The organism is Gracilibacillus timonensis (assembly GCF_900086715.1).
Lineage (GTDB): Bacteria > Bacillota > Bacilli > Bacillales > Amphibacillaceae > Gracilibacillus > Gracilibacillus timonensis.
In genome coordinates, this window is the sequence record NZ_FLKH01000011.1 from 666239 (window position 1) to 693228 (window position 26990).

Consider the following 26990-nt stretch of genomic DNA (forward strand, 5'->3'; position numbering starts at 1 on the left):
ATCCCCTACTTTAAAATGGTTTCTTGGGATTATGCTATTGATAAGAATGGGGATCCAGTATTGATAGAAGCAAATATCCCAACTGGACAAATTGATTTTCACCAAATTAATATTGGTCCAATTTTTGGTGAATATACTGAGAAAGTACTTGACCATGTTTATAAGGGAAAAACACTTTAAAATACTTAAATTAGACTTACTTTTTCTATTTCTATTGGTCGTGTTTTACAAAATGAAACAGCTATCATATGAATATGCACTAATCCTATAGTTTGTTTTTTATATTAGGAATCATGCTAAAAGAGAATTCATGTAGTGCTTTGAAATTCATCTATAATAAAAAAAGTTATATTTTGAAAAAAACGAAGTAGGATTGTTTTCACTGCTGGCTTATTAAAATTGCACTTACTAAGTTTATTCGTTGATGCAGTATAAATATACATTTAAAGATAATCAGAAAAGGACTTGCAGTGATTAAAAACAAGAACTTCAATTATTGGTTAAAGTTTCAAGTGCAACTGATTATCATATGAAAATAAAATCCCAATATACTTTGACTCCTTGTATCATAATAACGAGAAATAGTTAAAAAACTATTGTATCGAAAATTCAGCATTGAATTTTAAGCTTTGATAACTAATTAGATTTCTACGAAAGATTCCTATATCAAATTACATTTGAAAAGGTAGGCTAAACAAATGAACTTATTTCAACAAATTCAAGATAAACAAGCAAAAATATCTGTGATTGGGCTTGGTTATGTAGGATTACCTCTTGCGATTGAACTAGCAAAAAAATATGATGTGATTGGTTTTGACTTAAACGAATCCAAGGTTCAGCAATATATGCAAGGAAACGATGTTACCGAAGAGGTAGGTAGCAAGGCACTTCAAGAAACTACTTTGCGTTTTACTAGTACGCCTAGCGATATCTATGAATGCCAATTTCATATTATAGCGGTTCCTACACCGATTAATGCTGATAAAACTCCTAATTTAAACCCTGTTATTTCAGCAAGTGAAATTGTAGGGCAAAATCTTGCTGAAGGAGCGTTAGTTGTTTATGAATCGACTGTGTATCCAGGCACAACCGAAGAAATCTGCATTCCTATTTTAGAAGAGATGTCTGGGCTTACATTTGAGAAAGACTTTAAAGTAGGATACTCACCAGAACGGATCAATCCGGGAGATAAAGTTAACACATTAGTTACCATTCAAAAGATAGTATCTGGTTCTGATAAGGATGCATTACAAACTGTTTCTGCCTTATATGGTTCCATTATTGAAGCAGGTATCTTTGAGGCAGAATCAATTAAGGTAGCAGAAGCGGCAAAGGTTATTGAAAATTCTCAACGAGATATCAATATTGCTTTTATGAATGAGCTTTCAATCGTGTTTAACAAAATGGATATTGACACAAAAGCAGTCCTTGAAGCTGCCGGGACAAAATGGAATTTCTTAAAATTCACTCCAGGGTTAGTGGGTGGCCATTGTATTGGAGTGGACCCTTATTATTTCACCTATAAGGCTGAACAATTGGGTTATCATTCTCAAATTATATTAGCAGGAAGAAAAATCAATGACGATATGGGAAGATATATCGCTAGCAATATTATCAAAAAGATGATTAAGTCAAAAGTCCAAATTGATGGCGCACGTGTGGCGATATTGGGACTGACATTCAAAGAAAATGTTGCTGATGTACGCAATACGAAAGTTAATGATATTGTGGATGAACTTACAGAGTATGGTGTACAAGTCTTTGTTCATGACCCAAAAGCAGATGCAAAAGAAGTGAAAGAAGTATTTGGATTTGAATTGACAGCAGATAGTGCACTAAAAGATATGGATGCCGTGGTTTTATCGGTGCCACATGAAGAGTATAAAGCTTATCAAGCGAGAGATTTCGTATCCATGTACCGTACAGACGAAAAAGTATTTATTGATATTAAGGGTACCTATAGTAGACAGGAGATGGAGAACGTAGGATTTACTTATTGGAGTTTATAGTGAAGGATACATAAGGTTATTAGCATTAATGATTAAAACTGCAATATAAACAAGAAGATATCATTTGAAGAAACAGACTTCGTGGACAATCCAATATCCTTATATGCGTCCACGAAGAAATCGAATGAATTAATGGCTCATACCTTTAGCCACCTATATGATATTCCAGCAACCCGGCTTGCGCTTTTTCACCGTCTATGGTCCGATGGGCAGACCAGACATGGCCTATTATGGTTTCACCAATAAATTTGTGAATAATGAGCCAATCCAAATCTATAATAATGGCGACTTCGATAATGATCTCTATCGTGATTTCACCTATATTGACGATATCGTTGAGGGGATCGAGCGTTTAATCACGCCCCCCCCAACCGGAGAAGTAAAACACGAGGTATACAACATCGGCAATACTCAACCAGAGAAGCTAATGACATTTATCGAAACATTAGAGAAATGCATGAGTAACTCATTAGGCAAAGAAATGACATTCGAAAAACAATTTGAACCCATTAAGCCAGGTGATGTACCGGCAACCTATGCTTCTACAGATAAGCTACAGTCAGCTATTGACTTTAAGCCGCAGACTTCGATTGAGGAAGGGTTGCAGCAATTTACGGATTGGTATGTGAGGTATTATGGGGTGGAGAAGTAAGTAAAGAAAGCAGCTGAATGTTTGGGTTCGGCTGCTTTCTTGATTGTTATATGAATATATGATCATATATTATGTTTATAATGACGGTTGAATGATTTTTATATTTTGGATCGAGTATTGCCATGGAGGAGACCCAGGTATGCCATCTTTTTGACCCACTTCTGCCATAAGTGACCCACTGCAGTATCAACCTTGGTACTGCAACAATTTCACCACCCTTGACCTTGTTTGTGTCCGTGGTGGTGAATTTATAGCGGATAGCCACGACCACTAGTTTTTTACCAATCTCGCTAAATTATTTATCGTTTTTTTTGCTTTATTGCAGTGGACAAGGTATTGATGGAATACTAGAAGAGAAGATGGTGTCTGCTTTGGCAGCATATACACAAATTACTAAATGATATCTCTAGTAATTGCTTCTATGAGTAATTTTACAAGTGGAGTAATCCAACAGCGGGAATTCATAGCTTCTGCCCCCCGCCGTTGCAAAACACTCTAGTCTTCTGTTTGTTTTAGCTCCACTTCTTTACTTCCTAAAATATAATAGTTCAATTCCTTTTTCGGGATATCTTTAAAGTCTTTACGTTTGATTAAATAAAAGATGATCCCTAATACAATCCAAGCCCCAAGCGCTATCCGGGATTCAATACCAAGGAAGGCTGGCGAACCTGGGAATAATAACAAGATCAGAAAGATAACACTTGCAATCATACCAAGAATGGCGACGATTTTCTTTCCGGGTGCTTCCAGATGCTTTTTCTCATTAAAGTCGGAGTCTCTTTTCATTTTAAATAGAGAAAAGGCGGCATAACAAGTATAAAAATAAGCAATAGTGACACCTACCGATGACATATCAACGACCCATAATAACGCTTCTCGACCAAACCAAGGGGATAGCATAGCGATGATGACGGCAAAGATGACACCCCAGTATGGTGTATTGTATTTAGGATGAAGCTTTGAAAAGAAGGTCGGGATAATCTTGGCACGCGACATCGCAAATAATAGACGGCTGGATGAAATAATAAAACCATTTAATCCGGTGAAAATGCCCATCGTTAGCGCAATCGCAAGAATAGCCAAGCCAAGCGGTCCTAGTAGTTCCTCAATGACAAACCCTGTTCCCCAGATATGATTGGCAGCAACGACTCCTTCCCATGGTTGAACCATAGACGTAGCGAGAATCATCAGGCTGTATAAAGTAGCGGCAGCTAAGATAGCAAAAACAATTAGCTTAAATGCTTTCCGAGATGGGAAGTCAAATTCTTCTGCTGTTTGTGGAATATTATCAAATCCAACATAAGCCCAAGGTGCAATGGCTACAATCGAAAGAATAGCGGCAAGCATCGTGGTATCTGTTGGGAACAATGGCGTCATATTTGATAGGCCTGCACCGTCATGTCCACCCACCAGTGCGGTTAAGACTAGAATGGCGCCTACCATTACCATACAGAAAATAAACTGCATTCTACCTGACAGACTCGAGCCTCGAATGTTAAAAAATCCAAAAATAATCAATAGGATCGATGCAACGATAATTTCGGTTAAATAAATATCCCAGCCAGCAATTTGATACAAGGGAATTTTCTCAATAATCCTAGGGAAAATAAATTTAATCATCAGTGCAAAGGCAGAGGCATTCAATGCCACAATACATATGTATCCTAACGTTAGGAACCAACCTGAAATGAAGGCATGTGTACGACCCAGACTAACGTAAGCATAAGCAAATTCCCCACCAGAAACCGGAAAACTTTTAATCAAGAATCCATAGCTGACGGCAATAAGAATCATTAATAAGGCACCAATGAAGAAACCGAGAATGACCCCTAATGGCCCAGCTGTAGACATCCAGTTAACGGGTTGCACAAAGGCACCCCACCCAATAGCGGAGCCTAATGCGATTGCCCAGACCCAATGTGGCTTTAGTGTTTTCTGTAGCGTTTCTCTCTTTTCCATGATAGTAGCTCCTCTTTGTTTTTAAGTATATTTACTATGTTACCATAATTATCTTGTCAATAAAGTATGATATGGTAAAAACGTGAAAATTAGTATTTGAGGAAGATGCAGATTTTTAGAAATCTTTGAGAGAGAGGAAGCTACTTCTTATTTTAGTCTATGGATTCATTGCTGCTTGTAAGTACGACGGATTATTTTTACCACCTTTTGCAGGGAGAGGTACCACTAATTGCGAAGGCCTTGCCCTTTATCACACTTTAAAAAAATAAAATACTGAAGTTGAATCAATCGTTCCACTCATGCTATAGCAATGATTCCACCCCCTTGAACTTGTTTGTGCTCGTGGTAGTTTTTTTATTGGCGGATGGGAGGGGGGACAGTTAACATTATGGTTGATAAATGCTTATTCTCCAGTATAATGGATCACCATGGATGTAGGTGAGACTTTGGAATACTGTATATGATTAGAAATGGTAAAGCCGTTCGCAACAGGTGGTGAATTTATCCGCATTTAGTGGTAAAAAAAGATTGCAAGACTGTTACATATTAAATGCCATACTCAATGATTGCAATCACATTAATCATTTCATCAAATGGAGTGAAAAATATCAAATTATTAGTTCGTCATAACAAATCGTAATTCTATAGAGTGTTAAACGCAACAGCCTCTAAATTATCGACGGTTTCATTTTCAAAGGTGGACCAATCTTTCAGTTCATTATCATTTGCAAGATCAAAATCTCTCCAAAGCAAGTCTTGAGTCCTTCCTGGAACAAACATGGATTGCAGCTGTTTTTTATTATCTTTTTATAAGACTATTTTTAAGCTCTTAATAGCTATATTTGATAATTCTCTTTCTGTTCTTAACATTTGTCCAACTTTATCTTTTGCAAAAACAATCTTATTTTTCACGGCAGGATTATCTAGCCATGTTTTTATATTCAACATTTATTTTGAAAAAACTTTATCCGCAAAACCTTGGATAATGAAGTCTAAGTATGACAATGTTTTATAAATTCATGTTCTTCACTAACTATTGGATCTACTAGCATATTTTTATTCCTGAATTATTCACACCAATCGACAACCATATAAATGAAGTTGATATCTGAACAAATTTCTTAAAATAAGGAAAAAATAGGCGAGTAATGATGGAGCTTTGCCAAATTTATCTATGCCTATTCGTTTTTTGGACATACGACTCCCTTGGTCTTACGATGGCATGTGAAAAAATGGGTAGACTTCGTTCCAGGCGACGTCACTCTATTTGTAATCGCTGAATGCGCTGTAACACATCCCAGAAAAAAGTGGCATATACAAAACTGGAAGCCAATTTAAAGTAAAGCGAGCGTCCAGACCTTACCAACTTACTGGCGACTTTAATGATTCTTGTTCGAATCGTTTGAATTTGCATGTTTTTCTGCTCTTTTGGAAAACAAAGCGTACGCAGCCAATTGGTCAGGTTATACGCTAACAGACTCAGCATCATGCGCACTTCATTACAGGCAAAATGATGGCTACTCATGCGGTCCAGATGGAACCCATTTTTCGATTCCTTGATATAGTTTTCCATCGTTCCTCTTTTTTTGGTAGGAACGGACAACGGCTTGTGGAGAGAAGACATCCGTTAGATTGGTGACAAAGAATGCATGCGTAAAAAACAATTCCCCAGCTGGACGAACGGACTGGATGATACTTTTCTTGGCTTGGACCATGAAGTCGCTTGATACACGGTTTCTTCATAGTACGTTTCCGTTTTCGTCACATCTTTTGGAGGGGTAGAGGGATGGAGCTCACGGGCCAGTCGCTGTAATTTCGAATTGGATCTCAACCGAATCACATAATAAACGGATTCCTTCTCGCATAACTCATAGAGTGCTGGTACGGCGAAAACACTGTCCCCGCGCAAGAAGGGGATGGATTCTGGAAACTGCTCATTATCATGTTGGATGACTGGCTGGATAAAATCCACCACGCCGTTGGACGTATAGATATGGCCTGGGCGCAGTTTGGCTTTCAAAAAATCGCCCGTGATACCGTCAAAAGCCACTAAAGGATGAAAACCGATCGTTCCATAGTGCGTGTTAAACGTGGCATCTTCCTGCTCACCATAGGTATCCGCATGGGTGGAATCCAGATCCAAAATGATCGACTTGGCGTTTCGATAGGCGTGCAGTTTATTAGGTGAGTTAATTAATTATCAATAAATTGAATTCAGCAGATGATTTCAACGGTTGGTTCATTGGTACAAATATAGCACTAGTACCGGATTTTAATTTATTAAGATTTACAGAACCTTTATGGCGCAAAGAAAGAACGAGCTTTACTCAACCGGCTTATGAAGTACCGACTAGCGTACTTTAATTGGGTGTTCTACTTCGACGTTCCTTTTTCAAACAATACGAGTGAGCGCAGTTTACGAGGGATAAAGTCCAAAATGAAAATAGAGGGACAATTTCAGACGATTATCTCGGCGCAAAACTACGCAACCATTCGTACGCATGTGGAAACCTGTAAACGACATGATTGGAATATCGTGGACGTTTTGAAAAAAACGATGGAGGGGAATCCATATACATTAAAAGAAATATTGGTAAACCAAATAAACCGATGAAAAGGAGGCGCTCATCAGTTTATTTGGCATGGGCTGAAGTAAGGCGGCTGTGAATAGTAACATAAAAGGTGATAAGACGATAAAAAACGCGTTACAGGTATTGACAAGTATAGTTCAAACTTTTAATTTTATGCAAAGGAACTTGATGATGGGACCGAAGGACTGTATCTGTATAGTGACAGAGAGTTGTTTGTCCATATCTTTTTTGAAGCTATAAACGCATTTATTCCATCAGAATTTTTAGTTTACCAGCAGTTTGATGTCGGAGACGATCTAGAAGAGATAACAGATATCGAAGTATTTTATTCAAGTACAAGAGGGATGTATACTTCCGGTGGCGGCTCAGGTGGATATTGGGTAAAATACGATGACGGGACAATGATTTGTAGGTATACAATTATTCGAAATAACCTGACACTGGATATGGTGTCAGGAGCCATATGAAGGGTCCGCAATCAGAAACATGGCATTTTCCACGAGAATAAATACCAGTGATCTGGTCGTGTCTGTATCCGTTTCTACTGCAAATAGATGGGGAGATGTAACAGAGCAGCATAGCACACGATCTTGTAGATTTAATATATTTTTCCCAATTTCTTCTAACAAATCATCACTTGTTTATTTATTAGCAATCGGGAGGTGGAAATAAAATGCCAATGCAGTGCGATGTAACATTGGAAAGTGGTCTGGTTGTGCCGATTGCATATCTAAGTATTGTAAACTTTTCAGGAAACGATGATGAGATTAGTTGCACGTTGGGAGTCTGGTTAAACAAGAAAACATACAGAGAAAACAAACAATCTATCACGGGCTTGCTTCACCATCTGGAATATGATAAAGACAGAAATATTTATAGGCAGATGTATGAACACTTACACAGCCTTCTAGAGTATGAAGGAGCAGTGGGGCTTAGTCGATAATACCCCTGAAATAAATGAATTTACACCATTATATTACTTTAAAGCCCCAAAAATATTTTAGACATTCCGACGAGAACGGGAATTGGTCAGTATGGTACAAATACGTTTTAGAAAAGATATAATATTATCCCCAATGTAATATTGAAATGCATTTTAAAAAAGTATATATTGAGTATAACGATATTAAATTAGGAATGTTAGGGGAGAATAGATGGTGGAGACAAGTACGGGTAAAAATTATAATAAAATTGTATATGGATCTGGAATACAGAAAATGAAGTCTAAAATTATGGTTGTAAAAGATTGGTTAAACCATCCAGAAATGAAAAAAAGTCATTTGTTAGCAAAAAGACCAAAAGTTATACAATATTTAGACTTTTTTTCTTCAATTATGATTCATGGCACTACTTTACAAGATTATCTTTTGTTTGAATTTTATAATAAAAATTATAAAGAAAGAAAATCATATGTAACAGGAAGAAAGTTACACAAGTTCTTTGACAATGTTAATAATAAGGATAAGGCAGATATTTTTAAAGATAAAAATCAATTTGCTAATGTTTTTTCAGAATATCTAGGTAGAAAATTATTCAAGTTAGATTTAAACGGTAGGAATGCAGAAGAAGGTAAAATATGGTTAGAAAATATGAGAATTGTATTCGCAAAACCTAGTAATGGAGTACAAGGGAGAAGCGTAACTAGGTTAATTGTAGAGGATGTTAACGAGACTATTCAATACTGTTTAAATAACGGTCTTGATATTATAGAAGAAGCTATAGTACAACATCCTGCTATGAATGAACTGTATCCAGACTCCATAAACACGGTTAGATTTATAACACTAGTTGAAAATAATAATGTTAAATTATTGGGAGCAAGCTTAAGGATGGGAAATGGAAATTATGTAGATAATGGTGGAATATATGTATCAGTTGATATTTCAAATGGTAAAATAAACAGTACTGCATACACAAATGGTGGAATAAGATATGAAAAACACCCAATCACAAATCATACTTTAATGGATTTTCCTATACCATTTTGGGAAGAAGTTGTTGGAATTTGCAAGAAAGCAGCACTTGAGGTACCAGATATTAGATGTGTAGGGTGGGATGTTGCGATAACGGAAAAAGGGCCATTATTAATTGAAGGTAATGACAGATGGAGTAGATTCCTATGGCAACTTCCAAAACAACAAGGGCTATACTATTTGATAAAATAGAAATCGAGGTGATCCTGGCAATGCCATGTTGGATATTAGTAATGTCCAACATGGAAGATATTGTGCATTAGTCAAAAATTAAAAAATTCAGTGTCGATCTGAAAATTCAATCGAAACAAATGTTCCTCATTTTCTTGAATTCCGTTTTATTGTATGACATCTTAGAAACAGATAGGAAGAGGTAGCTCCCTGTCCGTTAATGCACCAAGGAGTGTCCCTGTCTTCTTTTTATTTCAAGCAAATTCCTAAAGTGAAATTCTTTTCTTTGTGGGAATTAAAAATATAATGGACCCAAGAAACTAGACACGAAAAAAAGAGATGTTGGAGATGTTAAAGTAGGTATATGAAAAGAAAATGATACACACCAGAATTTAAATCTCAAATCGTGCTAGAATTCTTGAAAGAAGAAAGGTCCATGAATGAAATAGCTTCGGAACATGGTATCCATATCAATCAGATTCGTCAATGACGGAAAGCATTTTTAGAACAGATGCTATCCGTCTTCACGAGAGAAAAGAAGCAAGCCAACCAAATGAAGGAGGATTATGAAAAACAGATTGAAAATCGCTACGCAGAAGTTGGCCGTCTAACCACGCAATTGTCATGGCTCAAAAAAATCTGGCTTTAAGGAGTAGAGAAGAACGCATACAAATGGTGGATTGGGAAGATAGAGAGCTGTCCATCAAGACGGAAGCAGACTTACTCGGGATTAATCGGCCCAGCATGTACTATTTATAAGCCGGTGGAACCGTCTGCGGAAGAAATATGGATCAAACATCACATTGATGAGATGTATATGAAATGCCCCTTCTACGGGTCGAGACGAATCACCGTGGTACTGAATCAAAGTGGTGTACCGATTAATCGAAAAGCGGTTCAGCGGCATATGAGGGAGATGGGGATTGCAGGTATTTGTCCTGGTCCCAATCTCAGTAAGCGGAACCTAGCGCATCGCACGTATCCCTATCTTCTAAGAGGGCTGAATATCACTCACACGAAACAAGTATGGGGAATCCGATATCATCTATATTCGACTGGAACGTGGATGGATGTATCTGCTTACCTTGATAGACTGGTATTCTCGTTATGTGGTGAGTTGGGAGCTGGATTAGACGTTGGAACTGGATTTTGTGTTAGAAGCTCTCCAAAAAGCTCTGGCACACCAGCTATCCCCATATTATTCATTATTAATTTAAAATCAAAATTTACATCAATTTATTATTCCCTTAATAAAAGAACATTATAATGCAGAGTAAGGGTTGTAGTTTAATCAAATTATCAAAACATTTGTAAACTACAATTATATTTCTAACTTACAAGCCATATAATTTAATGCATGAAAATTAATGTTCTTAAAGGGGATTTTTATTGTGCAAATAGCAATAGCAGGCACTGGCTACGTCGGCCTCGTAACCGGTGTATGCATGGCGGAAAATGGTCATAACGTAACTTGTGTAGATATTGACGAGCAAAAGGTTCAAATAATGAGTCAGGGTATTTCTCCAATCTTTGAAGATGGATTAGAAGAATTAATGCAAAAGAATATCGCTGCAGACAGATTGCACTTTACTACTGATTATCAAACTGCGTATAAGGAAGCGGACGCTATTTTCATTGGTGTAGGTACGCCAGAGAGAGAAGATGGTTCTGCGGATTTAAAATATATTGCAATAGTGGCCAGACAAGTGGCGGAATCCGTTGAGCATGACTGCCTTGTTGTGGTGAAATCGACAGTGCCTATTGGAACTAACGATAAGGTACAGCAATTTATCAATGACTTTCTCGTCCATGATGTAAGGGTGGAGGTTGCGTCCAATCCGGAGTTTTTGGCACAAGGATCAGCAGTCCGGAATACATTGGAAGCAAATCGTATTGTGATTGGTACAGAGTCTGAGTGGGCGGAGGAGATATTGACAAGTATCTATACACCATTTGGCCTTCCGATTGTATCTGTCAATCGTCGTTCAGCTGAGATGATTAAGTATGCCTCGAATGATTTTCTGGCGTTAAAGATTTCTTATATGAATGATATTGCTAACCTATGTGAATTAGTTGGTGCCGATATTCAAGACGTGGCAAAAGGAATGAGTTATGACGACCGTATTGGTAATAAATTTTTAAATGCCGGTATTGGTTATGGTGGGTCATGCTTTCCAAAGGATACCAGCGCCTTAGAATATATCGCCAGGCAACATGGTTACAATATGCGAACAGTGAATGCAACCATTGATGTGAATGAAGAGCAAAAAATTAAATTATATGAGAAGGCGAGGCACCGGGTTATTACTTTTGCCGGTATTAAAGTGGCTGTCCTTGGCTTAACCTTTAAACCAAATACAGACGACCTGCGCGAGGCTCCTTCATTAGAGAATATCCCATTGCTTTTAAAAGAAGGCTCAGACATTTATGCCTATGATCCGGTGGGGGCAGATAACTTTCAGAAATTCTATCCAGAAGGAGAACATGGTAAAGGCAGTATTACTTATGTTACCAGCCCAGAAGAAGCATTAGCAGACGCAAGTATATGTTTTGTTTTTACAGAATGGGATGAAGTAAAAGCCATCACACCAGATCAATACAAAAATCTGATGCGCTCTTCACTAGTATATGATGGTAGAAATATATATGACGTACAAGAGATGGCTGATAATGAGGTAGAATATTATTCTATTGGACGGCCAGCTCCAGTGAGTAAGTAGTTGTATAGATATACTTACAATTTTAAAGCAATATAAACGGTTTCTACAACATCCTAGAAGTCAATATTCAGTAATGAGACACGAGGTATACAACATTGATAATATCAAATAGAGAAACACATTTATCGAAACATTAGAGAAATGCATGAGTAAATCACTAGTCAAAGAAATGACATTCAAAAAACAATTCGAACTCATCAAGCTAGGTGATGTACCGGCAACCTATGCTTCTACAGATAAGCTGCAGCTAGAGTGAATATTGCATTCAGAATGTACCAGCCTTGCAATCTTTTTTACCACCAAATGCGGAGAGTTTTACCACCTTTTGCGGAAGGCTTTACCAGTTCAACGCCTCCTGTATACTTAATATGCATGCCAAGCAGCATGACATTAGGAATACAGGAGGTTTTTTATGTTCCCCTATCGACAGATGCTGAAATTATATGATGAGGAAAGGAGTTTACGAAATATCGCAGCGATGACGCGGCATTCACGTCAAAAAGTAACAGAAGTCATACGGCTAGCGGAAAAAAGAGGATTGAAGTGTCCGTTAGATGAAGAAATGACGGATGCTTGGATTGAAGATTTTCTCTATCCTGAGAAAAAACTAGAAGCTTCCGGCAGATATATGATTGATTTTGATTACCTGCATCAAGAGTTGGCCAAACCACATGTTACCTTAACATTACTTCATGAAGAGTATGTGAGGAAATCTCAAGAACAAGGGTAAGCGTAAGATAGTCCACACCTAGAAATTAGATGTGGACTTATTGTATGCTTTATTTAGTTTCATTAGGAACGTAGCACTCTTGCGGCAAAGTCTTGGACCAAGGTAGGAGAATAGCTACTTGATCTTTATTTGTTGTATCCATATTGGGAAGAACTTCAAAAAGATAGCGCAAATAATGAAATGGATTTAATCCATTTTCCTTCGCTGTCTCCACAACGCTGTAAGTAATGGCACTAGCTTTTGCACCTTTTATGGTATTGCTGAAAAGCCAGGCCTTGCGGCCTATCACGAATGGTTTGATAGATCTCTCCGCACGATTATTATCTATCTCCAAACGTCCGTCTATCAGAAAAGCTTCTAAACGTTCCCATTGATTACGACAATATTTGATTGCTTTTCCTAATGCACTTTTTGGCAACACACGTGGTGTTTGTTCACGAAGCCATGCTGAAAAAGCATCCAGTACTGGCTGACTGCGTTCTAAACGTTTTTCATACCGTTCTTCTGGACTTGTGTCCTTTAATTCACGTTCTATATCAAAAAGTTTATTACAGAAGGCTAATCCTTCTTGTGCTTTCGTATTGGTGGTAGTCGCTGTTTCTGGTAATGCTGTCAATGCTTCCCGGAAATTTCGACGAGCATGCGACCAGCATCCAACCAATGTGACATTGGGTAATCCATTATAACCTGGATACCCATCAACATGTAGTAATCCTTGAAACCCATCCAGAAAACGTCGTGGATGTTTGGCGGCTCTGGTTTGTTGATAATCATATAAAATAATAGGATTATCGGTATGACCAGATCGGTATAACCACATGTACGAATTGGATTTCGCTGGCCTCTCTGGTTCAGATAAAACCTGTAAGGTTGTTTCATCCGCATGTGCAACATCGTGTTGCAATAGTTGGTTGTGCATTTCATCATAAATCTGTTCCAGCCAGGTATGAGCCCCATGTAAAATCCAATTACTTAGTGTCTGTCGTGGAATAAAAACGCCGAATCGTTCAAGGTTTTTCTCTTGTCGGTAGAGTGGCAATCCTTCCACATACTTTTGTGACATTATATAGGCCATCGCCGATGGCGAGGCTAAACTTCCTGGGAATACCGATTGTGGCATAGGTGCTGAGACGATCGGCATCTCTATCTCATGCTTTTCACAATGGCGGCAACTATAGATGTGATTAACGTGCTCCACTACTTTTACTTGCGCTGGAATTACTTTTAATTCTTTTCTTACTTGTTGATTCATCTCATGTAAATTTCCACCGCAACATGAACAAACCTGTTCCTTTTCGGATAAACGATATTCCACCGTTTCCGTAGGCAGGTTTTCCAGTTTCGCTTCACGTTGACCTTTTTGCTTTTTACGTTTATATGTAATCGTTTCGACAGTTGGTTCATCCACTGTTTTATTGGATGTATCTTCTGCTTCATTGAAAAGAGATAGTTGATCTGGATTACTTTTCTCACTAGAAGCACCAAACCTGCGTTGTTGGCTTAATCGGAACTGTTCCTCATACCATTTCACTTTTGCCTCCAACTCTTCCTTTTCCATTTCAAGCTTTTCGGCACGCTCTTTAAAATATTCAATTGATTCTGGGTTAGTGGATGAATTTTTCATACCATAAGTATACGAAAAAGAATCCGAATTGACTAGTCGGATCCTCATCATTTTTATAATTATTTTATAAAATAGTACGTGCTTTTACTTCTCGATGTGCATGTTGTTGATGAATGGGCAAACCATCCAAGAGCCAACGAAGTTGGCGATGACTAATAGACACAGCCTCAGTTTTATCACCTGAAGGCCAGTGGAATTTTCCACGTTCTAGTCGTCGGTAATGCAACCAAAAACCATTATGTTCCCATTCTAATACTTTTAATTTATCGCGTTTGCGGTTACAGAACACAAATAGACAAGGGGAAAAGGGATCGAGTTCAAAACTCTCTTGAACAATGACAGCTAATCCATCTATTGATTTTCGCAGATCGGTATTTCCTTGCGCTAAGTATACCCGGTCATAACTTCTGTTATGTAGCATGATTAGGAGATAACACGAAGGATTTCAGCTACTTGAACGGGATTCCGCACCAACAGGAACTTCCACTGCATAATCATGTACATGAATAAAAATAGGACTACTATTTATGACAGGTGAACCTTCTGTAACCTGCACGGGCAGCCAATTGGCTGTCTCTTTGGTGTCCGCATTTTCCTTTTGAAGCCTTTGCTTCCAGTAGTACATTTGATGAACATTGACATCATGTTCTCTACACCATTGGGCTACGTTTCGTCCACTCTCTTTCCATTCCTTCATGCGAGCTTCCCATTCTATTCTTTTGTCCGATAATGTCATGGCTTAACCTCCTACAAGATTTAATGTAATGACATTATCTCACGCATTGAATGAGTAAAGAAGGTGTGTATTATATGACGCTTACGATTGTGTCTACAATCATTCCGGTGGTGTATTTAATCTGTGTTTATTTTATGTTTGATTATTTTTATTGATGTGGGGAGGGAAGTGAATGTTGAAACTGAGAACCAATAAATTGATTATTTTCTATTGATTGCTATAACCGAACATGAGCAGAAATATTTAAATGAAAGTTATTGAGTTAAGAAGCGGAGGTCGTTCACTTATCATTATTTCTTCTCAAATGGAAACAGGGGGAATGACATAAAAAGCTAGGCGGTGGAGCGATAGCAGATGCAATACTAGATCGTACAGTTTCCAATCCTTGTCTTTTCTATGTTTATGGAGACTCTCTAAGAATGAAAAATGGCTCAAATAGTTCCGACCAAACTGGTTCATAAAATCGCGATTCACCTGGCTCAGGTAACCGCGATTTTATGGCTTTACTGAAACGCTATGTGCACAATGTGGCAAATTTTATAAAATGTTGCGTGTAACTTTTATTCTATGGGAATATCAGCTTGCTAAGTTACAGGAAATTCTTATCCGCAAATTCTTTAAGTTCTATTACATATTGAGAAGCACCATAACGCCTCACATTATCATAATAATCAAAGTACCATCCTGAACACAACAGATGAACCTCATCTTTTGCTCTTGTTAGTCCTACATAAAAAAGCCTTCTGAATTCAGCTTCTTTCTCAATACTAACATTTAGCCAAGGTATCCTACCTTGTTCTAAACCAAGCATAATAACATACTTAAACTCTAATCCTTTAGAACTGTGCAATGTATATAAATTCAAGTGAGTTTTAGATCCCAATTGTCGAGATAAAGATGATACTTTAAAATCTTTTAGTTGCCCTTTTTTTGCAGACTCAATTAATTTATTATATTCTTTTATTATTTCTGGTACTTCTATAAAACAATCTAATAATTCATAAATAATATTATCATTAAAATCCTTAAGCCAGTCACTTAATTTTAAGTCGATATCTCTATTCCGAAATAAAAAATTAAATAAGTTTAATTTTTTACTTTCTAGTTTTGCCTTTGAAATATTTGTTTTTGATAAAAACGAACTGAAAATACGCTGAATATCAGAAAATCTTGGGTTACCCTTCAACCATCCTCCGGAGCACCACATTGCACATTTTTCTATCCATACGGTTAATTGGTTTTTATTATACGGTGCATTTCCATCCACTCTAACATATTGGAAACCTTCTAGTGCCACTTTATCAGCTATTTTGTTTCCATCATTTTTATCAATATACAATATTCCGATATCCCCAAGCGTATTGGAGGAATCTAAAGTAAGAATTTTAGGAATCAGATTTGTACAGATGTAATCACATTGTGCATCGATCCCTTCCTTAATGCCATAAAAATTAATATTTCCACTTTCTTCTCTGGTTGAGAAAAATTCTCTTTCCTCCAATAATGTAGCAATCGAAGCTTTAACAATATTTCCTTTTGATCTGTAATTTTTTTTAAGTCTTATTTTTAGAACATTTGATTGATGAGCAAGATCATTTAATAAACTAGGGTTGGCTCCTGTAAATCCATATATTGATTGATCCGGATCTCCAACTGCTAGAAGACGAGTTTCATTTTCTATACAAAGCACTCTTATTATTTCATCTAACGGTACACCTAAATCTTGGTACTCGTCAACTGCGATAACGGGAAACTTAGCTTGTAACAATTTTTGAATCCAGTGATTTTCTTCAATCATCCATAATCCATTTAAAACCATATCGTCATAATCTATTAACCCTTTGCTCCTTAATAAATTTTCATAGTTAATAATCCATGCTGCTATTTCGCTATCATTGTTTTCCCATTCAAAAGAATTTCTCTTTGTAAATGTTCTTCTATAAACATCAAATGCTTGTAATAATTCATTCGTATACCGTTCGTTCATTCCAAATATTAAGCGAAAAGCTTGAAGTTTAGATTCCGATATTTCTCTAGAAGTGGCTACCTTAATTTGCTCAGGTAAATTTGTCTTTACTAAATGTTTATATGGTTTAATTACATGATTTAAACAAAAAGAATGAACAGTATCGACAAAAATTGAAGATGATTCAAGAACTCCTAATTTATACAGCTTCTCTTGTAGTTCTTTCGCACCCTGTTTATTATAAGTTAAACACGCAATCCCTTGAGGTGGTTCTATATCTTCATTCCAAATTCTAGCTAATTTTAATGTAAGAACTTTAGACTTTCCGCTACCTGGACCTGCGAGTACGACACAATTCCCTGTAGAATTATAAACCTTTAGTTGCTCTTTGTTATTTGCTAAATCTTTGGAGACTTCTCTATACAGTGTCTTATCAAATTCTACTGACGACATAGTCTAAAGCCCCTTTCACATAATTAGGAACAACTGAAGAATCGGTAAGATTTGTTGCTAATCTTTGAGCAAACCTTCCTTTCCCTATATTTCCTATGTCAGCTAGATATATTTTTTCCTCTTCATCAATACTTTCAAATGATTTCCATGATTCAGCTCTAGTTTTTGCATTTTGATTTGATGTCAATTCAATTAATGTCATTGTAATCTCAACATACATTGTATCAAATAAATCTACTTCTAAAGTATGTCTATTAGCGAAAATGCCAAATTGCTCCCCACATAAAATTAGTTTGTTAGTGCTTAGACTATTGTATTGTTCTGCATGTTCATTATCCATAGAACTTAGTAACTTAATTAAGCGATTATGAATTAAAGGTAGGCCTTCCTGCGGATCATAATCTGTAAGTATTGCAAAAGGAATATCTAACCCTTTACTCCCTAAAAGTTTTATATATGGAAGAAAATTAGTACCCGAAACTGAGCATACAGTAATCCCAAGTTTATCAAGATCAATTCCATGTAATCCTGCAAAGGAAGATAGTAGAAATTCTTCAGCATCTCCTTCAACCAATATAACACCTTTAGCAAACAAAATTTCCCCTCTAGTAACATTAATATAACGTTCTAAATCTTTCACATCTTTATCACCTAAATCAACATTTGCAGTAGAAACCACTTTTGTAGATTTATCTTCTTCGTGTGCTTCTTTTAACAAAACAATAGATCTTAATGGAGCAACGCTTGCAATATGAGGTGAATGAGTTGTTAAAATGTTAGAAACACTATAAATTTGATTATGATTTTGAGAAGTTTCAACTACCACCTGATCATGATTCAATAAATACTTGTAAAGCAACCTTTGTAAATGAGGGTGCAAATGTGCCTCTGGTTCTTCAATAGCTAAAAAAGTATGAGCACGTTCATTTTCAACTACATATTGTTCTAAAGAAAGAAGTTTCAATACTAGATAGAGTAAATTTGAAGATCCCAGACTTGCCTCATTAATTCCTCTATTTCCATCATCAATAAACATCTTTATTGCTCTATATAATTTTGTAGCATCAGCAGGAGAGAAGCCCAAACTGGTTTCCAGAGCATGTCTGTTTCCTACAATGTTTTCTAGTTGGGTATTTATTTTTTCAGCTAAAGCTTCAATTTCATCTAGCTCTTTTAAAGAGTCTGTTGATTGAGTAATTTCCTCAGCAACACTATTTAGTTCGTCCTTATCAGTTATCTCGACCGCCCTTTCAATTAACGGTCTCAAAGGTGACTTCCTCCAATTTGATAAATCATTTTCTGTATCTCTTAGTGCCGACAGTACCTCAAACGGCAACCATTTTCTTTGTTCATAACTAAAAATATTACCTGTCTTTGTTCCAAAAACTTTAAAATTGTAAATTTTATTTCCTTCTTCATCTTCAGGGAAAAATCTATATGTTAATCCTGCAGTTAATGGTGAATCTTGCACTAAATAATCAGAAAGAACAGATTTTAACTTTACATCTTGTTCAAAGTCAGTAAGCTCAACATCTATTCTAATTTCTTCATCATTTAAAGGATGGGGTAATCCATCCCAAAAATCGGAAAGCTGCAATAACCGTCTTGAATCGGATAACGATGGATCTAAAATTAATCTTAGTGCCTGTAGAAAATTAGATTTTCCAATTTTATTTTCTCCGACAATGACTATTTGTTTTTTTAATTCAACTTCGGTTTCGTCAAAATTTCTAAAGTTATTTATTCTTACTTTGCTTATGTACATACTCTTTTGTTGCCTCCTTGAAAATTTTTCAGTATTTATAATATGGTTAGCCCCCAAAAAGGGTAAAAATTGTCCAAAATATACCAAAAATATGCTATAAAAAGTTAACTAGAGTTTCCTGAACAACCATTATTTCTGTAAAAATCATGATCGACTGGCTTGCATCTTGTAAACGTAATGGTCTCATCCACATCGAGAAAATGGACAAAAAGGTATCCCAGAGGACCTTTTCAAGATTCATTACCAGAAGTTGTAGAGAGATAACCGTTTCACTGGTCTCTTGAAAGCGTGCGACAATACGGTCAAGACAATACTCGCGTTTGCCTTCACTAAATTTCCCTTCCATGGGATTTCGATCCACAGCATCCTGATAGGCGATCTGTTTTACGGCGGCAATCACCTCTGTATCTTTAGAAGGACGCTTCAGCTTTAGACCACTAAGCCGGATGCCAAGCCGCTTGCAGTATGCGCGATTCTATCGTGTCCGGTAGATTTGATCAACGAGGACAGCTTTCGGATAGACGACATATCGGTCGTGGTAGGACGTGATCGATGCTTGAAGGTAATTCCCTTCATGATAGGCATTCCAGTCTATTTTGTCCAAGAAGGCAAAACCGTTCACCATGCTGACGGAAAACTTGGCTCCAAATTCTACATTTGCATGTGCTTTCCCACGCAAAATGGGCCATATGTGTGGCTGTCAGATGCTGACAATCCAGTCATCGATCCGGTGCGTCTTGGTTTCATATATTATTTGCTGTTGCCAATACAGTTCTTGAATCACCGACAGCTGATGATATTGCCGACTGCTCAAAAGCTCTAGTACACTTTGTTTAGCAAGTATGGTTACATGCTAGAGGTCACGTCGGATGAAAATTAGTTGTTTCCCGATCACCTTGTGCAGGGTTCTGCGTCTGGGATTCCGTTGCTTGGCCACTGACGAATAAGCTTTGAGTGCTTTCTTTCGGTAGGTACGCAGCTTGGGCTGCTTTCCCCCGAAAAGGAAGATGCAGCGTATCGATCATCTCTTCCAGTTTCTCATGGGTATGATTCAACAACTGGAGATCCTTGGGATAAGCAATACCCGCTGGCGCACAAGTGGCATCGATCAACACCTTTCCTTGATGGGATGGTTTTTCTGCAAGATCTTCGTGTGAACTCGTAGGTATTTCAAGCGTTGATCCTTCCTGGGGAGGATCATCATCGTTATCTTGATCGTTAGCCCCCCTCTTCCTGTGCTTGGGTTTCCACCATCCATTTATTTACCTGATGAATGATGGATGCATTCATCTAGCTGTTTGCAGAAATGGGTTATCAAGAAAGAAACAAATGGTACCTTTTCTTGAAAAGCAGACAGACCTATGAAGTACTGCAAATAAGGGTTTTCCTTGATTTTTTCCACAGCTTCTTCGTTACTCCAGTTCATCCGTTCTTTGATCAAGAGGGATCCTAGCGCTTTTTGCACAGGCAATGCCTTATTTCCTTGCGTGACATCCTTTAAGTAATGAAGATAAGCGTTTTCCACTTTGTCCCAAGGAATGAGATTCGCATAAAGAATTCTAAACAATTTTTGTTCTATGCTTAGTGGAAAAAGATAATTTATATCCTCATTGTGGCTAATAATATAATTATACAATCAATAAGTCAATATTCCTATTCGTTCGACAAAAATAGTGTTTTTTCCACTTTAATTTATAATGCCTATAATATATATTTAGTCACTTTATCACCACCCCACAAGCCCCAGCCTTCCTCATCTGCTCCCCCAACACATACCTTGACACATCACTAACCAGTTTCTCCCCATTAACCAACCAAACCACCACCTCATTATTCACCACTTCCACCGCAACAATCGCATGTAAAAACAACCAGCAACATCCCTCTGCTGTAGCCGATTTTGTCGGAAAAGCATAAATCCCACGCTCTGGGCTAATCGGTATAGGTACCTTCTGCTTATAGCCCAGTCGATAGGTCACAGACTCTTTTCTCCCTTGATAACTTGCTCCATAATGCAGGCAATTCTCTTTGATAATATCCAGTGGTTTTTCTTGTCGGTCAACATCCCCATTTTGTTCAATAATCGTCGCCGAATACTCCATATCATACTTTGGCAGGATGGCCAGTGTTTCCTTGGTAATTCGATAATTTCGCTTTGTCATGTTCTTTTCACACTCCGTTTCAAAAAATAGATGCAAACTTCTTGCAGGTAGGTCTATTTTCTGATTTTTACAGGAACAAAAGCAAAAAACTTGAATCGAAAATCCTGTTTTCATGGGCGTGCCACGAAATACGGTGATGTGCGTGTGAGGAGAGTATGATCTATGCTGTAATCACCGCGGAATAATTGATAAGCGCTTATCTTCAGGAGCTAAGCAACATGCAATATGAAGAAGCATTAATAGAACATGGACGTATCATTTACCACTTGATTCACAAGTACCAGATTCGGGATGTGGAAGGGGAGTTTTATCAGGAAGGACTAATTGCTCTCTGGCATGCCGTCCAAAGTTATGACGAAACCAAATCGAAATTTTCCACCTATGCCTATAGCTGTGTGTCCCGTCGGCTGATCAATAAGATGAAAAAAGAAAATCGGGAGCGGGAGCAGCTGGAAAATTGGCAGCAGCAAACAACCATGGCAGACGTGACGACGCAAGATGATGAGCCATTGGATCAGGCGCTACTTAGGGAGGCCCGCCGACGTTTATCTGAAAAGCAATGGTGGTGGTTTGTCGGCTATATTTGTCAGGATCGCTCCGTCAAGGATATTGCCGAGGAGCACCAAGTCAGTGAGAATGCTGTCAAGAATTGGGGCAAGAATGCACGACCGAAACTGCAGCAGCTCTGGCAGGAAGCTGTAATCGAAGGAGGACGATAACATGAATTTATCATTACAAACATTGCTCAAGCAGGCGAAGGAGAAAATGGGAAGCTGCACGCATCCTATGGTGAGGGAAAAGGCGTTAGAGACGATTCGGCGGGCGTATGCGGAAGGTATTTTTGTACGAATCACCGAGGGATACCGCAGTCATGCCCGACAAAATGAATTGTATACACAAGGGAGGACCAAGCCGGGTAAGGTCGTCACCAATGCCAGAGGTGGTCAATCCTATCATAATTATGGACTGGCCGTGGATTATGTGTTGTTGAGTCCGGATGGTAAGAAGGCGTTATGGCAGGTCAACAGCGATTGGCGGCGTGTTGCAGCGATCGCGAAATCACTTGGTTTTGAATGGGGTGGCGACTGGCAGACCTTTAAGGATTATCCTCATCTGCAAATGACAGACGGATTAAGTTTGGTGCAACTGCGAAATGGAGCGAAGCCTAATTTGGGTGAAAGTGCTGCCAGTAAGAAAGCTCCTATTGCTGACATTCAATCCACACTGGTGAGCCGCTATGGGTTTTCGCTGAAAATAGATGATTTGTTTGGCCCGGAGACGAAACAGGCGTTGTTGAAAGCCTATCAAACCGAATTGAACAAACAATTTGGTGCAAATCTTGTAGTGGATGGTGTGTGGGGACCGAAGACCAGTGCTGCTTCTGTTACCTTACATCCTGGTGCCAGAGGAAATCTGACATGGATTTTGCAGGCACTGCTTTATTGCAGCGGGTTTGATCCTCAAGGTATGGATGGGATATTGGGGGAAAAGACAGTGGCTGCTTTGCGGAGTTTTCAGCGGGGAAGTGGTTTGAAAGTGGATGGTTTGGCTGGTGTGGCGACATTTCGGGAGTTGTTTAAATGAAGAGAGATAGCCGTTGAAAATATCATAGATGCGAAAAACGAGATGAAAATATTTTCATCTCGTTTTTATTATGCTTCCATGCTAATTTAATTGTTCTTTGGTCTTAATGAACTCAATCATCCCCATACTGTGCCGTATCCGTAATATATTTAAAGTAATGCTCAAGCTCTTTCCATTCTTTCTCGCCCATTCTTTTCCATCGTTCTATATCTAGTAAACTTGATTGCGTCATACCATATTGCTTCAATCGTTTGTTCATTTCGGTAGTAAGGTCTGCATTTTCCTGTTGGAATGAATCTCTCCCTAATAACCAATCAATGGAAATCTCATATAAGTCAGCAAGTTCAAATAAAGTCTGTGTATCAGGGTCTCTATAGTTTCTTTCATATCCAGATATAGTACCGTTGGCTAAACCTACTGTGTCACCAGCTTGTTTTTGCGATAGTCTGGTTAATTTTCTCGCTTGTTTTAATCTTTTAGCTAATGTTTCCATCTATACACCTCTGATGCGATTTCTCGACAGATATTTCGCAGACGAAACTTTGCTCATCCCTCTCTCGATTTCGCATTATCGACCATCCATTCAAAATGACTTTCCAGTGTTTGAATCTCTTGGTTATTTAATATAGCCCATTTGTCAGGTTGAAGAATATAAGGATTACTAATTTCCTTTTCGGTAAAGACTTGGATAACCTCACGTAAGATTTCTTCATTTGCCTGCTCTTGATTATTGGAATGGAATGCTTCGCCGCGTAAAAGGTAATCGAGTGAAACTTGATAGATTTCTGCAAGTGTAATTATTGTTTCTAGTAATGGTCTTCTTTCTTCTCGCTCGTAAGAACCATAGACATTTTGTGTGAATCCAAGCTTTGAACTTACATCTTTTTTGGAATATCCATAGTTCTCACGTAGGTTTTCAAGTCGCCATCCAAAACCTTGCATAGAGAACAGAACACCTCTTTTCAGTTGGGTAAAAAACAAGTGAAGGAAGAAAACACAAAGGTAGAGAAGAAACGAATTCAAATTAGAGTTAAATAAACGAGCAGTAGGGCAAAGCATATAAATAACGAACGAGAGATGGAAGGGTCTGGTGAAGCAGGTAGAAATGAAGGTCTTAATAATAATAGGCTACGGAATCAGCCATTCATTTTTTACAGAATTATGAGGAAGGCGGGTTCATCGGTAGAGAAAGAAGCATGCTAATGATTAGCCAACAGTTATCTGGTTTAACCGTTGGCAGGAATAGCTGGAAGTAGAGGGGGTGGCAAAGATTATATGCCATCCAGAATAAGTCGATAAAAATTTTTGGAGTATCTTTTTTATTCCTTATCCTTCAAATCAATAATCTCGCGAATATCCGATATGTCAAAAGCTTCGGCGATTCTGATAATATGACCAAAGTTAATATTCTGACGTTTGCGGTTGGCCAGTTCGCTTAGAGCAGCGTGACGAATATCGGTTAGTCGTGATAACTCTCGCAAGGAAATATTATGTTGATCGATCAGGTCATTGATTTTTACTTCTATATATTTATCCATAGGTCACCTTTAAAATGGGTTTGACTTTAATGGAAATATATCATATACTATTTTCATTGGTGGTACGCAATAGCGTACCAAGAAAAGGAGGATAGACGCATACATAATCAGATCTTAGAAAGGAAGGTGTGATGTAGTAACCATTTCATATCAAATGGAAGAAAGAGAAGCAATCTCTATGATTATTCTTTGAAAACGGCATACCGATTGAAATGAATGCTCTATGGAAGAGAATAGTGATGGAGGTGTTTATTCAAAAACGTGACACAACAAAGCGATTCAATAGAAGAAAAGGGGGTAATAAGCATGACTGTTCACAAAGTAATTAAGACAAAAGGACTTATAGATGGGACGGGAGCTCCAAAAAAAGAAAATATGGCAATCGTCATTCAAGATCATACCATTATCGAAATCGGAACATTAACAAGTGTCCATATACCAGATCATGCGGAAATCATTGATTTAGGAGATAAAACAGTCCTTCCGGGATTAGTAGATGCGCATATGCATTTCTTTGCCATACCTAGTCATGAATTATATAAAATGCATACCGAATCTACAGAATATCGAGCGATTCGAGGAGCGGAAGAAGCAGGAAAGATGTTGCAGGCAGGGATTACAGCGGCAAGATGCCTTGGTTCTAATGTCACACCAACCATACGGCGAGCTATTAATGAAGGATTGACTCCCGGTCCGCGAATGGTGGCAGCTGGAAATTTTATTATTTCAACTAGTGGGACGTGGGATGATATTACACCGGCGCATGAATTTGCCGATGGAAAAGAAGAAGTACGAAAACGAGTGAGACAACGAATCAGCCAAGGAGCAGATGTGATAAAGATAGGATTATCCAAAGGAGCTTTAGGTGACCTGAATGTCTCATGGGGAGATGATCCTTATACAAACTTACCAGCATATAGTTTGGAGGAAACCAAAGTTATAACGGAAGAAGCACATTTTAATCATGTGAAGGTAAGTGCACATTGTATTGGAGAAGACGCAGTGAACTTAGCGATAGATGGAAATGTAGATGTTATTGAACACGGATACGCTATCAGTCAAGAGACTAGAATGCGATTAGTAGAAACGCAAATCCCTGTTGTTACCACCATGTCTCAATTGTATTTCCATGAGCAAGCTTTTGAGCCTTTTCATTATTCGCAACAAGAAAAGGAGTTATTCACCAAACATTATCAAGCCATGAAAGAAAGTTTTTGTAAAGGATTGGAAGCAGGCGTTCATTTTGTGTTAGGAACGGATTTAATTGGTTATCCTACGCATCCGCAAGATCAAGCGGCGAAGGAATGGGAGTTGGTTGTAGAACTGGGTATGACACCTGAGCAGGCCATTGTAGCAGGAACGAAATTAGCTGCTGATGTGATTGGTTTAGGAGATAAGGTAGGAACCATTGAAAAAGGAAAATATGCGGATATTATTGCTGTGGAAGGAGATCCCATCGAAGATATTTCAAGGTTACAGTTTGTTGATTTTGTGATGAAAGATGGTGAAGTAGTTAAAAAAGATAGGGGGAATAAGCGTGCAATCTATTCAAGCGATAACGAATCACAATCTTGAAGAAAGCTTGGAAACACTGATTTCACTAGAGGATGTTTCCCTTGAATTTCATACGAAAATGAAAACGGTTAAAGCATTGCATGAAGTGAATTTAGAGGTGGAAAAAAATGAATTTCTTTGTGTCATGGGGCCATCAGGGTGTGGAAAAACGACACTGCTGAATGCAATTGCTGGTATGCTGCACCCAACATCAGGAAAGATAGAAGTAGAAGGAAAGGTCGTAAATAAACCAAGTCCAGAACGAGCGGTAGTGTTTCAAGATGACGCTGTCTTTCCTTGGATGACGGTGGAAGATAACATTGGCTTTAGTCTGGCCATGCAAAATAAATCAAAACAGGAGATTAAGCAAAAAGCAGAATACTATATGGATCTAGTAGGCTTAACAGATTTTCGTCATGCCTGGCCAAAACAACTTTCAGGCGGTATGAAAAAAAGAGTCGATATCGCTCGCGCTTATGCCGCTAACCCAAAAGTATTATTGTTAGATGAACCATTTGGGCCTTTAGATATTATGACGAAGGAATACTTACAAGAAGAACTGAGGAAGTTGTGGTTGAAAGCACCACGAACGATCATTTTTATTACGCATGATTTAGAAGAGGCGTTGTATTTAGGTGATCGAGTAGTAGTGATGACACCTAGACCAGGTAAAATTCACTCTGTATACACACCTGATTTTGCAAAAGATCGAGATTTATCTATTAAAACTTCTCCTTCCTTTATCGAATACCGAAAACAAATTCGAGCCATTTTAAAACAAGAAGCATAGAAAGCAGGTGTAA

25 protein-coding genes and 5 pseudogenes are annotated in these 26990 nt (G+C 38.0%); 16 read left to right on the top strand and 14 right to left on the bottom strand.

Going from position 1 to position 26990, the window contains the following annotated elements; genetic code table 11:
* Positions 1 to 15 precede the first annotated feature (15 nt).
* The 3 genes and pseudogenes from BN6556_RS22095 to BN6556_RS10470 all read left to right on the top strand — a co-directional run.
* A complete protein-coding gene (locus tag BN6556_RS22095; RefSeq protein WP_161485689.1) occupies positions 16 to 180 on the top strand; it encodes a hypothetical protein in 165 nt (54 codons plus the stop codon).
* Positions 181 to 698: 518 nt separating this feature from the next.
* On the top strand, positions 699 to 2009 hold the full coding sequence (locus BN6556_RS10465; protein WP_066190763.1) for a nucleotide sugar dehydrogenase: 1311 nt from the start codon (positions 699 to 701) through the stop codon (positions 2007 to 2009).
* A 48-nt stretch (positions 2010 to 2057) separates the two neighbouring features.
* Positions 2058 to 2661, top strand: a pseudogene (locus BN6556_RS10470) (NAD-dependent epimerase/dehydratase family protein); the annotation flags it as partial.
* A gap of 495 nt (positions 2662 to 3156) precedes the next feature.
* Here the strand turns inward: BN6556_RS10470 and BN6556_RS10475 are convergent.
* Both BN6556_RS10475 and BN6556_RS10480 read right to left on the bottom strand, forming a co-directional pair.
* On the bottom strand, positions 3157 to 4620 hold the full coding sequence (locus BN6556_RS10475) for an APC family permease (protein ID WP_066190767.1): 1464 nt from the start codon (positions 4618 to 4620) through the stop codon (positions 3157 to 3159).
* 1258 nt (positions 4621 to 5878) lie between these two features.
* Positions 5879 to 6814, bottom strand: a pseudogene (locus BN6556_RS10480) (IS1380 family transposase).
* Between the two features lie 243 nt (positions 6815 to 7057).
* Here BN6556_RS10480 and BN6556_RS22100 point away from each other — a divergent pair.
* The 9 genes and pseudogenes from BN6556_RS22100 (at position 7058) to BN6556_RS10505 (ending at position 12805) form a co-directional block, all read left to right on the top strand.
* Entirely contained in the window at positions 7058 to 7234 is a 177-nt protein-coding gene (locus BN6556_RS22100; RefSeq protein ID WP_161485690.1) for a hypothetical protein, read from the top strand.
* A gap of 186 nt (positions 7235 to 7420) precedes the next feature.
* The gene (locus BN6556_RS10485; RefSeq protein ID WP_066190770.1) at positions 7421 to 7678 is read left to right on the top strand and encodes a hypothetical protein; all 258 of its coding nucleotides are present in this window, start codon (positions 7421 to 7423) and stop codon (positions 7676 to 7678) included.
* Between the two features lie 206 nt (positions 7679 to 7884).
* Positions 7885 to 8154 carry a hypothetical protein gene (locus BN6556_RS10490; RefSeq protein ID WP_066190772.1) on the top strand — a complete coding sequence of 90 codons (270 nt, stop codon included), beginning with the start codon at positions 7885 to 7887 and terminating at the stop codon, positions 8152 to 8154.
* Between the two features lie 211 nt (positions 8155 to 8365).
* On the top strand, positions 8366 to 9376 hold the full coding sequence (locus BN6556_RS10495) for a sugar-transfer associated ATP-grasp domain-containing protein (RefSeq protein WP_066190774.1): 1011 nt from the start codon (positions 8366 to 8368) through the stop codon (positions 9374 to 9376).
* A gap of 370 nt (positions 9377 to 9746) precedes the next feature.
* Positions 9747 to 9845, top strand: a pseudogene (locus BN6556_RS22820) (hypothetical protein); the annotation flags it as partial.
* A 273-nt stretch (positions 9846 to 10118) separates the two neighbouring features.
* The gene (locus BN6556_RS21590; protein WP_078060031.1) at positions 10119 to 10622 is read left to right on the top strand and encodes an IS3 family transposase; all 504 of its coding nucleotides are present in this window, start codon (positions 10119 to 10121) and stop codon (positions 10620 to 10622) included.
* Positions 10623 to 10743: 121 nt separating this feature from the next.
* Positions 10744 to 12075: a UDP-glucose dehydrogenase family protein gene (locus tag BN6556_RS10500; protein WP_066191303.1), complete on the top strand. Its 1332-nt coding sequence runs from the start codon at positions 10744 to 10746 to the stop codon at positions 12073 to 12075.
* 121 nt (positions 12076 to 12196) lie between these two features.
* A pseudogene (locus tag BN6556_RS22825) lies at positions 12197 to 12322 on the top strand (NAD-dependent epimerase); the annotation flags it as partial.
* A gap of 165 nt (positions 12323 to 12487) precedes the next feature.
* Positions 12488 to 12805 carry a helix-turn-helix domain-containing protein gene (locus tag BN6556_RS10505; protein WP_066190776.1) on the top strand — a complete coding sequence of 106 codons (318 nt, stop codon included), beginning with the start codon at positions 12488 to 12490 and terminating at the stop codon, positions 12803 to 12805.
* Between the two features lie 49 nt (positions 12806 to 12854).
* Here the strand turns inward: BN6556_RS10505 and tnpC are convergent, their stop codons facing one another.
* The 9 genes and pseudogenes from tnpC to BN6556_RS10555 all read right to left on the bottom strand — a co-directional run bounded on the left by tnpC (position 12855) and on the right by BN6556_RS10555 (position 21511).
* A complete protein-coding gene (tnpC, locus tag BN6556_RS10510; RefSeq protein ID WP_066190779.1) occupies positions 12855 to 14429 on the bottom strand; it encodes an IS66 family transposase in 1575 nt (524 codons plus the stop codon).
* Between the two features lie 64 nt (positions 14430 to 14493).
* Positions 14494 to 14850, bottom strand: a complete 357-nt coding sequence (gene tnpB, locus BN6556_RS10515) for an IS66 family insertion sequence element accessory protein TnpB (RefSeq protein ID WP_058305993.1) — start codon at positions 14848 to 14850, stop codon at positions 14494 to 14496.
* A gap of 24 nt (positions 14851 to 14874) precedes the next feature.
* Positions 14875 to 15165, bottom strand: coding sequence for an IS66 family insertion sequence element accessory protein TnpA (gene tnpA, locus BN6556_RS10520; protein ID WP_066190782.1), 291 nt, complete (start codon positions 15163 to 15165; stop codon positions 14875 to 14877).
* A gap of 589 nt (positions 15166 to 15754) precedes the next feature.
* On the bottom strand, positions 15755 to 17584 hold the full coding sequence (locus BN6556_RS10525) for a UvrD-helicase domain-containing protein (protein WP_066190784.1): 1830 nt from the start codon (positions 17582 to 17584) through the stop codon (positions 15755 to 15757).
* The gene (locus BN6556_RS10530) at positions 17565 to 19349 is read right to left on the bottom strand and encodes an ATP-dependent nuclease (RefSeq protein WP_066190786.1); all 1785 of its coding nucleotides are present in this window, start codon (positions 19347 to 19349) and stop codon (positions 17565 to 17567) included. The genes BN6556_RS10525 and BN6556_RS10530 overlap by 20 nt, the downstream gene beginning before the upstream one ends.
* A gap of 94 nt (positions 19350 to 19443) precedes the next feature.
* Positions 19444 to 19812: pseudogene (locus tag BN6556_RS10535) on the bottom strand (transposase); the annotation flags it as partial.
* A 12-nt stretch (positions 19813 to 19824) separates the two neighbouring features.
* On the bottom strand, positions 19825 to 20028 hold the full coding sequence (locus BN6556_RS21905) for a hypothetical protein (protein WP_148436738.1): 204 nt from the start codon (positions 20026 to 20028) through the stop codon (positions 19825 to 19827).
* A gap of 579 nt (positions 20029 to 20607) precedes the next feature.
* The gene (locus BN6556_RS10550; protein ID WP_161485692.1) at positions 20608 to 20916 is read right to left on the bottom strand and encodes a transposase; all 309 of its coding nucleotides are present in this window, start codon (positions 20914 to 20916) and stop codon (positions 20608 to 20610) included.
* 151 nt (positions 20917 to 21067) lie between these two features.
* Complete coding sequence (locus tag BN6556_RS10555; RefSeq protein WP_066190799.1) at positions 21068 to 21511, bottom strand: competence protein ComK; 444 nt, start codon at positions 21509 to 21511, stop codon at positions 21068 to 21070.
* A gap of 218 nt (positions 21512 to 21729) precedes the next feature.
* Between BN6556_RS10555 and BN6556_RS10560 the strand changes: the two genes are divergently transcribed.
* Complete coding sequence (locus BN6556_RS10560; RefSeq protein ID WP_066190802.1) at positions 21730 to 22230, top strand: sigma-70 family RNA polymerase sigma factor; 501 nt, start codon at positions 21730 to 21732, stop codon at positions 22228 to 22230.
* A gap of 1 nt (position 22231) precedes the next feature.
* The gene (locus BN6556_RS22645) at positions 22232 to 23095 is read left to right on the top strand and encodes a peptidoglycan-binding protein (protein ID WP_066190805.1); all 864 of its coding nucleotides are present in this window, start codon (positions 22232 to 22234) and stop codon (positions 23093 to 23095) included.
* 112 nt (positions 23096 to 23207) lie between these two features.
* Here the strand turns inward: BN6556_RS22645 and BN6556_RS10570 are convergent, their stop codons facing one another.
* The 3 genes from BN6556_RS10570 to BN6556_RS10580 form a co-directional block, all read right to left on the bottom strand.
* On the bottom strand, positions 23208 to 23588 hold the full coding sequence (locus BN6556_RS10570; RefSeq protein ID WP_066190808.1) for a helix-turn-helix domain-containing protein: 381 nt from the start codon (positions 23586 to 23588) through the stop codon (positions 23208 to 23210).
* A 53-nt stretch (positions 23589 to 23641) separates the two neighbouring features.
* Positions 23642 to 24037, bottom strand: coding sequence for a helix-turn-helix domain-containing protein (locus BN6556_RS10575; protein ID WP_066190810.1), 396 nt, complete (start codon positions 24035 to 24037; stop codon positions 23642 to 23644).
* A gap of 377 nt (positions 24038 to 24414) precedes the next feature.
* Positions 24415 to 24633, bottom strand: coding sequence for a helix-turn-helix domain-containing protein (locus tag BN6556_RS10580; protein ID WP_066190816.1), 219 nt, complete (start codon positions 24631 to 24633; stop codon positions 24415 to 24417).
* 306 nt (positions 24634 to 24939) lie between these two features.
* On the opposite strand from BN6556_RS10580, the gene BN6556_RS10585 reads away from it, so the two are divergent.
* Positions 24940 to 26208, top strand: a complete 1269-nt coding sequence (locus BN6556_RS10585; RefSeq protein WP_066190821.1) for an amidohydrolase family protein — start codon at positions 24940 to 24942, stop codon at positions 26206 to 26208.
* Positions 26171 to 26977 carry an ABC transporter ATP-binding protein gene (locus BN6556_RS10590; RefSeq protein WP_078060035.1) on the top strand — a complete coding sequence of 269 codons (807 nt, stop codon included), beginning with the start codon at positions 26171 to 26173 and terminating at the stop codon, positions 26975 to 26977. Before BN6556_RS10585 ends, BN6556_RS10590 begins: the two co-directional genes overlap by 38 nt.
* Positions 26978 to 26990: the final 13 nt, after the last annotated feature.

Coding starts and splice junctions, on each gene's coding strand:
- BN6556_RS10580 (WP_066190816.1), bottom strand. CDS start 24,633: ATGGATAAATATATAGAAGTAAAAATCAATGACCTGATCGATCAACAT.
- BN6556_RS10490 (WP_066190772.1), top strand. CDS start 7,885: ATGCCAATGCAGTGCGATGTAACATTGGAAAGTGGTCTGGTTGTGCCG.
- BN6556_RS10575 (WP_066190810.1), bottom strand. CDS start 24,037: ATGCAAGGTTTTGGATGGCGACTTGAAAACCTACGTGAGAACTATGGA.
- BN6556_RS10475 (WP_066190767.1), bottom strand. CDS start 4,620: ATGGAAAAGAGAGAAACGCTACAGAAAACACTAAAGCCACATTGGGTC.
- tnpA (WP_066190782.1), bottom strand. CDS start 15,165: ATGACATTATCGGACAAAAGAATAGAATGGGAAGCTCGCATGAAGGAA.
- BN6556_RS10495 (WP_066190774.1), top strand. CDS start 8,366: ATGGTGGAGACAAGTACGGGTAAAAATTATAATAAAATTGTATATGGA.
- tnpC (WP_066190779.1), bottom strand. CDS start 14,429: ATGAAAAATTCATCCACTAACCCAGAATCAATTGAATATTTTAAAGAG.
- BN6556_RS22095 (WP_161485689.1), top strand. CDS start 16: ATGGTTTCTTGGGATTATGCTATTGATAAGAATGGGGATCCAGTATTG.
- BN6556_RS10525 (WP_066190784.1), bottom strand. CDS start 17,584: ATGTCGTCAGTAGAATTTGATAAGACACTGTATAGAGAAGTCTCCAAA.
- BN6556_RS10585 (WP_066190821.1), top strand. CDS start 24,940: ATGACTGTTCACAAAGTAATTAAGACAAAAGGACTTATAGATGGGACG.
- BN6556_RS10530 (WP_066190786.1), bottom strand. CDS start 19,349: ATGTACATAAGCAAAGTAAGAATAAATAACTTTAGAAATTTTGACGAA.
- BN6556_RS22100 (WP_161485690.1), top strand. CDS start 7,058: ATGAAAATAGAGGGACAATTTCAGACGATTATCTCGGCGCAAAACTAC.
- BN6556_RS10465 (WP_066190763.1), top strand. CDS start 699: ATGAACTTATTTCAACAAATTCAAGATAAACAAGCAAAAATATCTGTG.
- BN6556_RS22645 (WP_066190805.1), top strand. CDS start 22,232: ATGAATTTATCATTACAAACATTGCTCAAGCAGGCGAAGGAGAAAATG.
- BN6556_RS10560 (WP_066190802.1), top strand. CDS start 21,730: ATGCAATATGAAGAAGCATTAATAGAACATGGACGTATCATTTACCAC.
- tnpB (WP_058305993.1), bottom strand. CDS start 14,850: ATGCTACATAACAGAAGTTATGACCGGGTATACTTAGCGCAAGGAAAT.
- BN6556_RS10555 (WP_066190799.1), bottom strand. CDS start 21,511: ATGACAAAGCGAAATTATCGAATTACCAAGGAAACACTGGCCATCCTG.
- BN6556_RS10570 (WP_066190808.1), bottom strand. CDS start 23,588: ATGGAAACATTAGCTAAAAGATTAAAACAAGCGAGAAAATTAACCAGA.
- BN6556_RS10505 (WP_066190776.1), top strand. CDS start 12,488: ATGTTCCCCTATCGACAGATGCTGAAATTATATGATGAGGAAAGGAGT.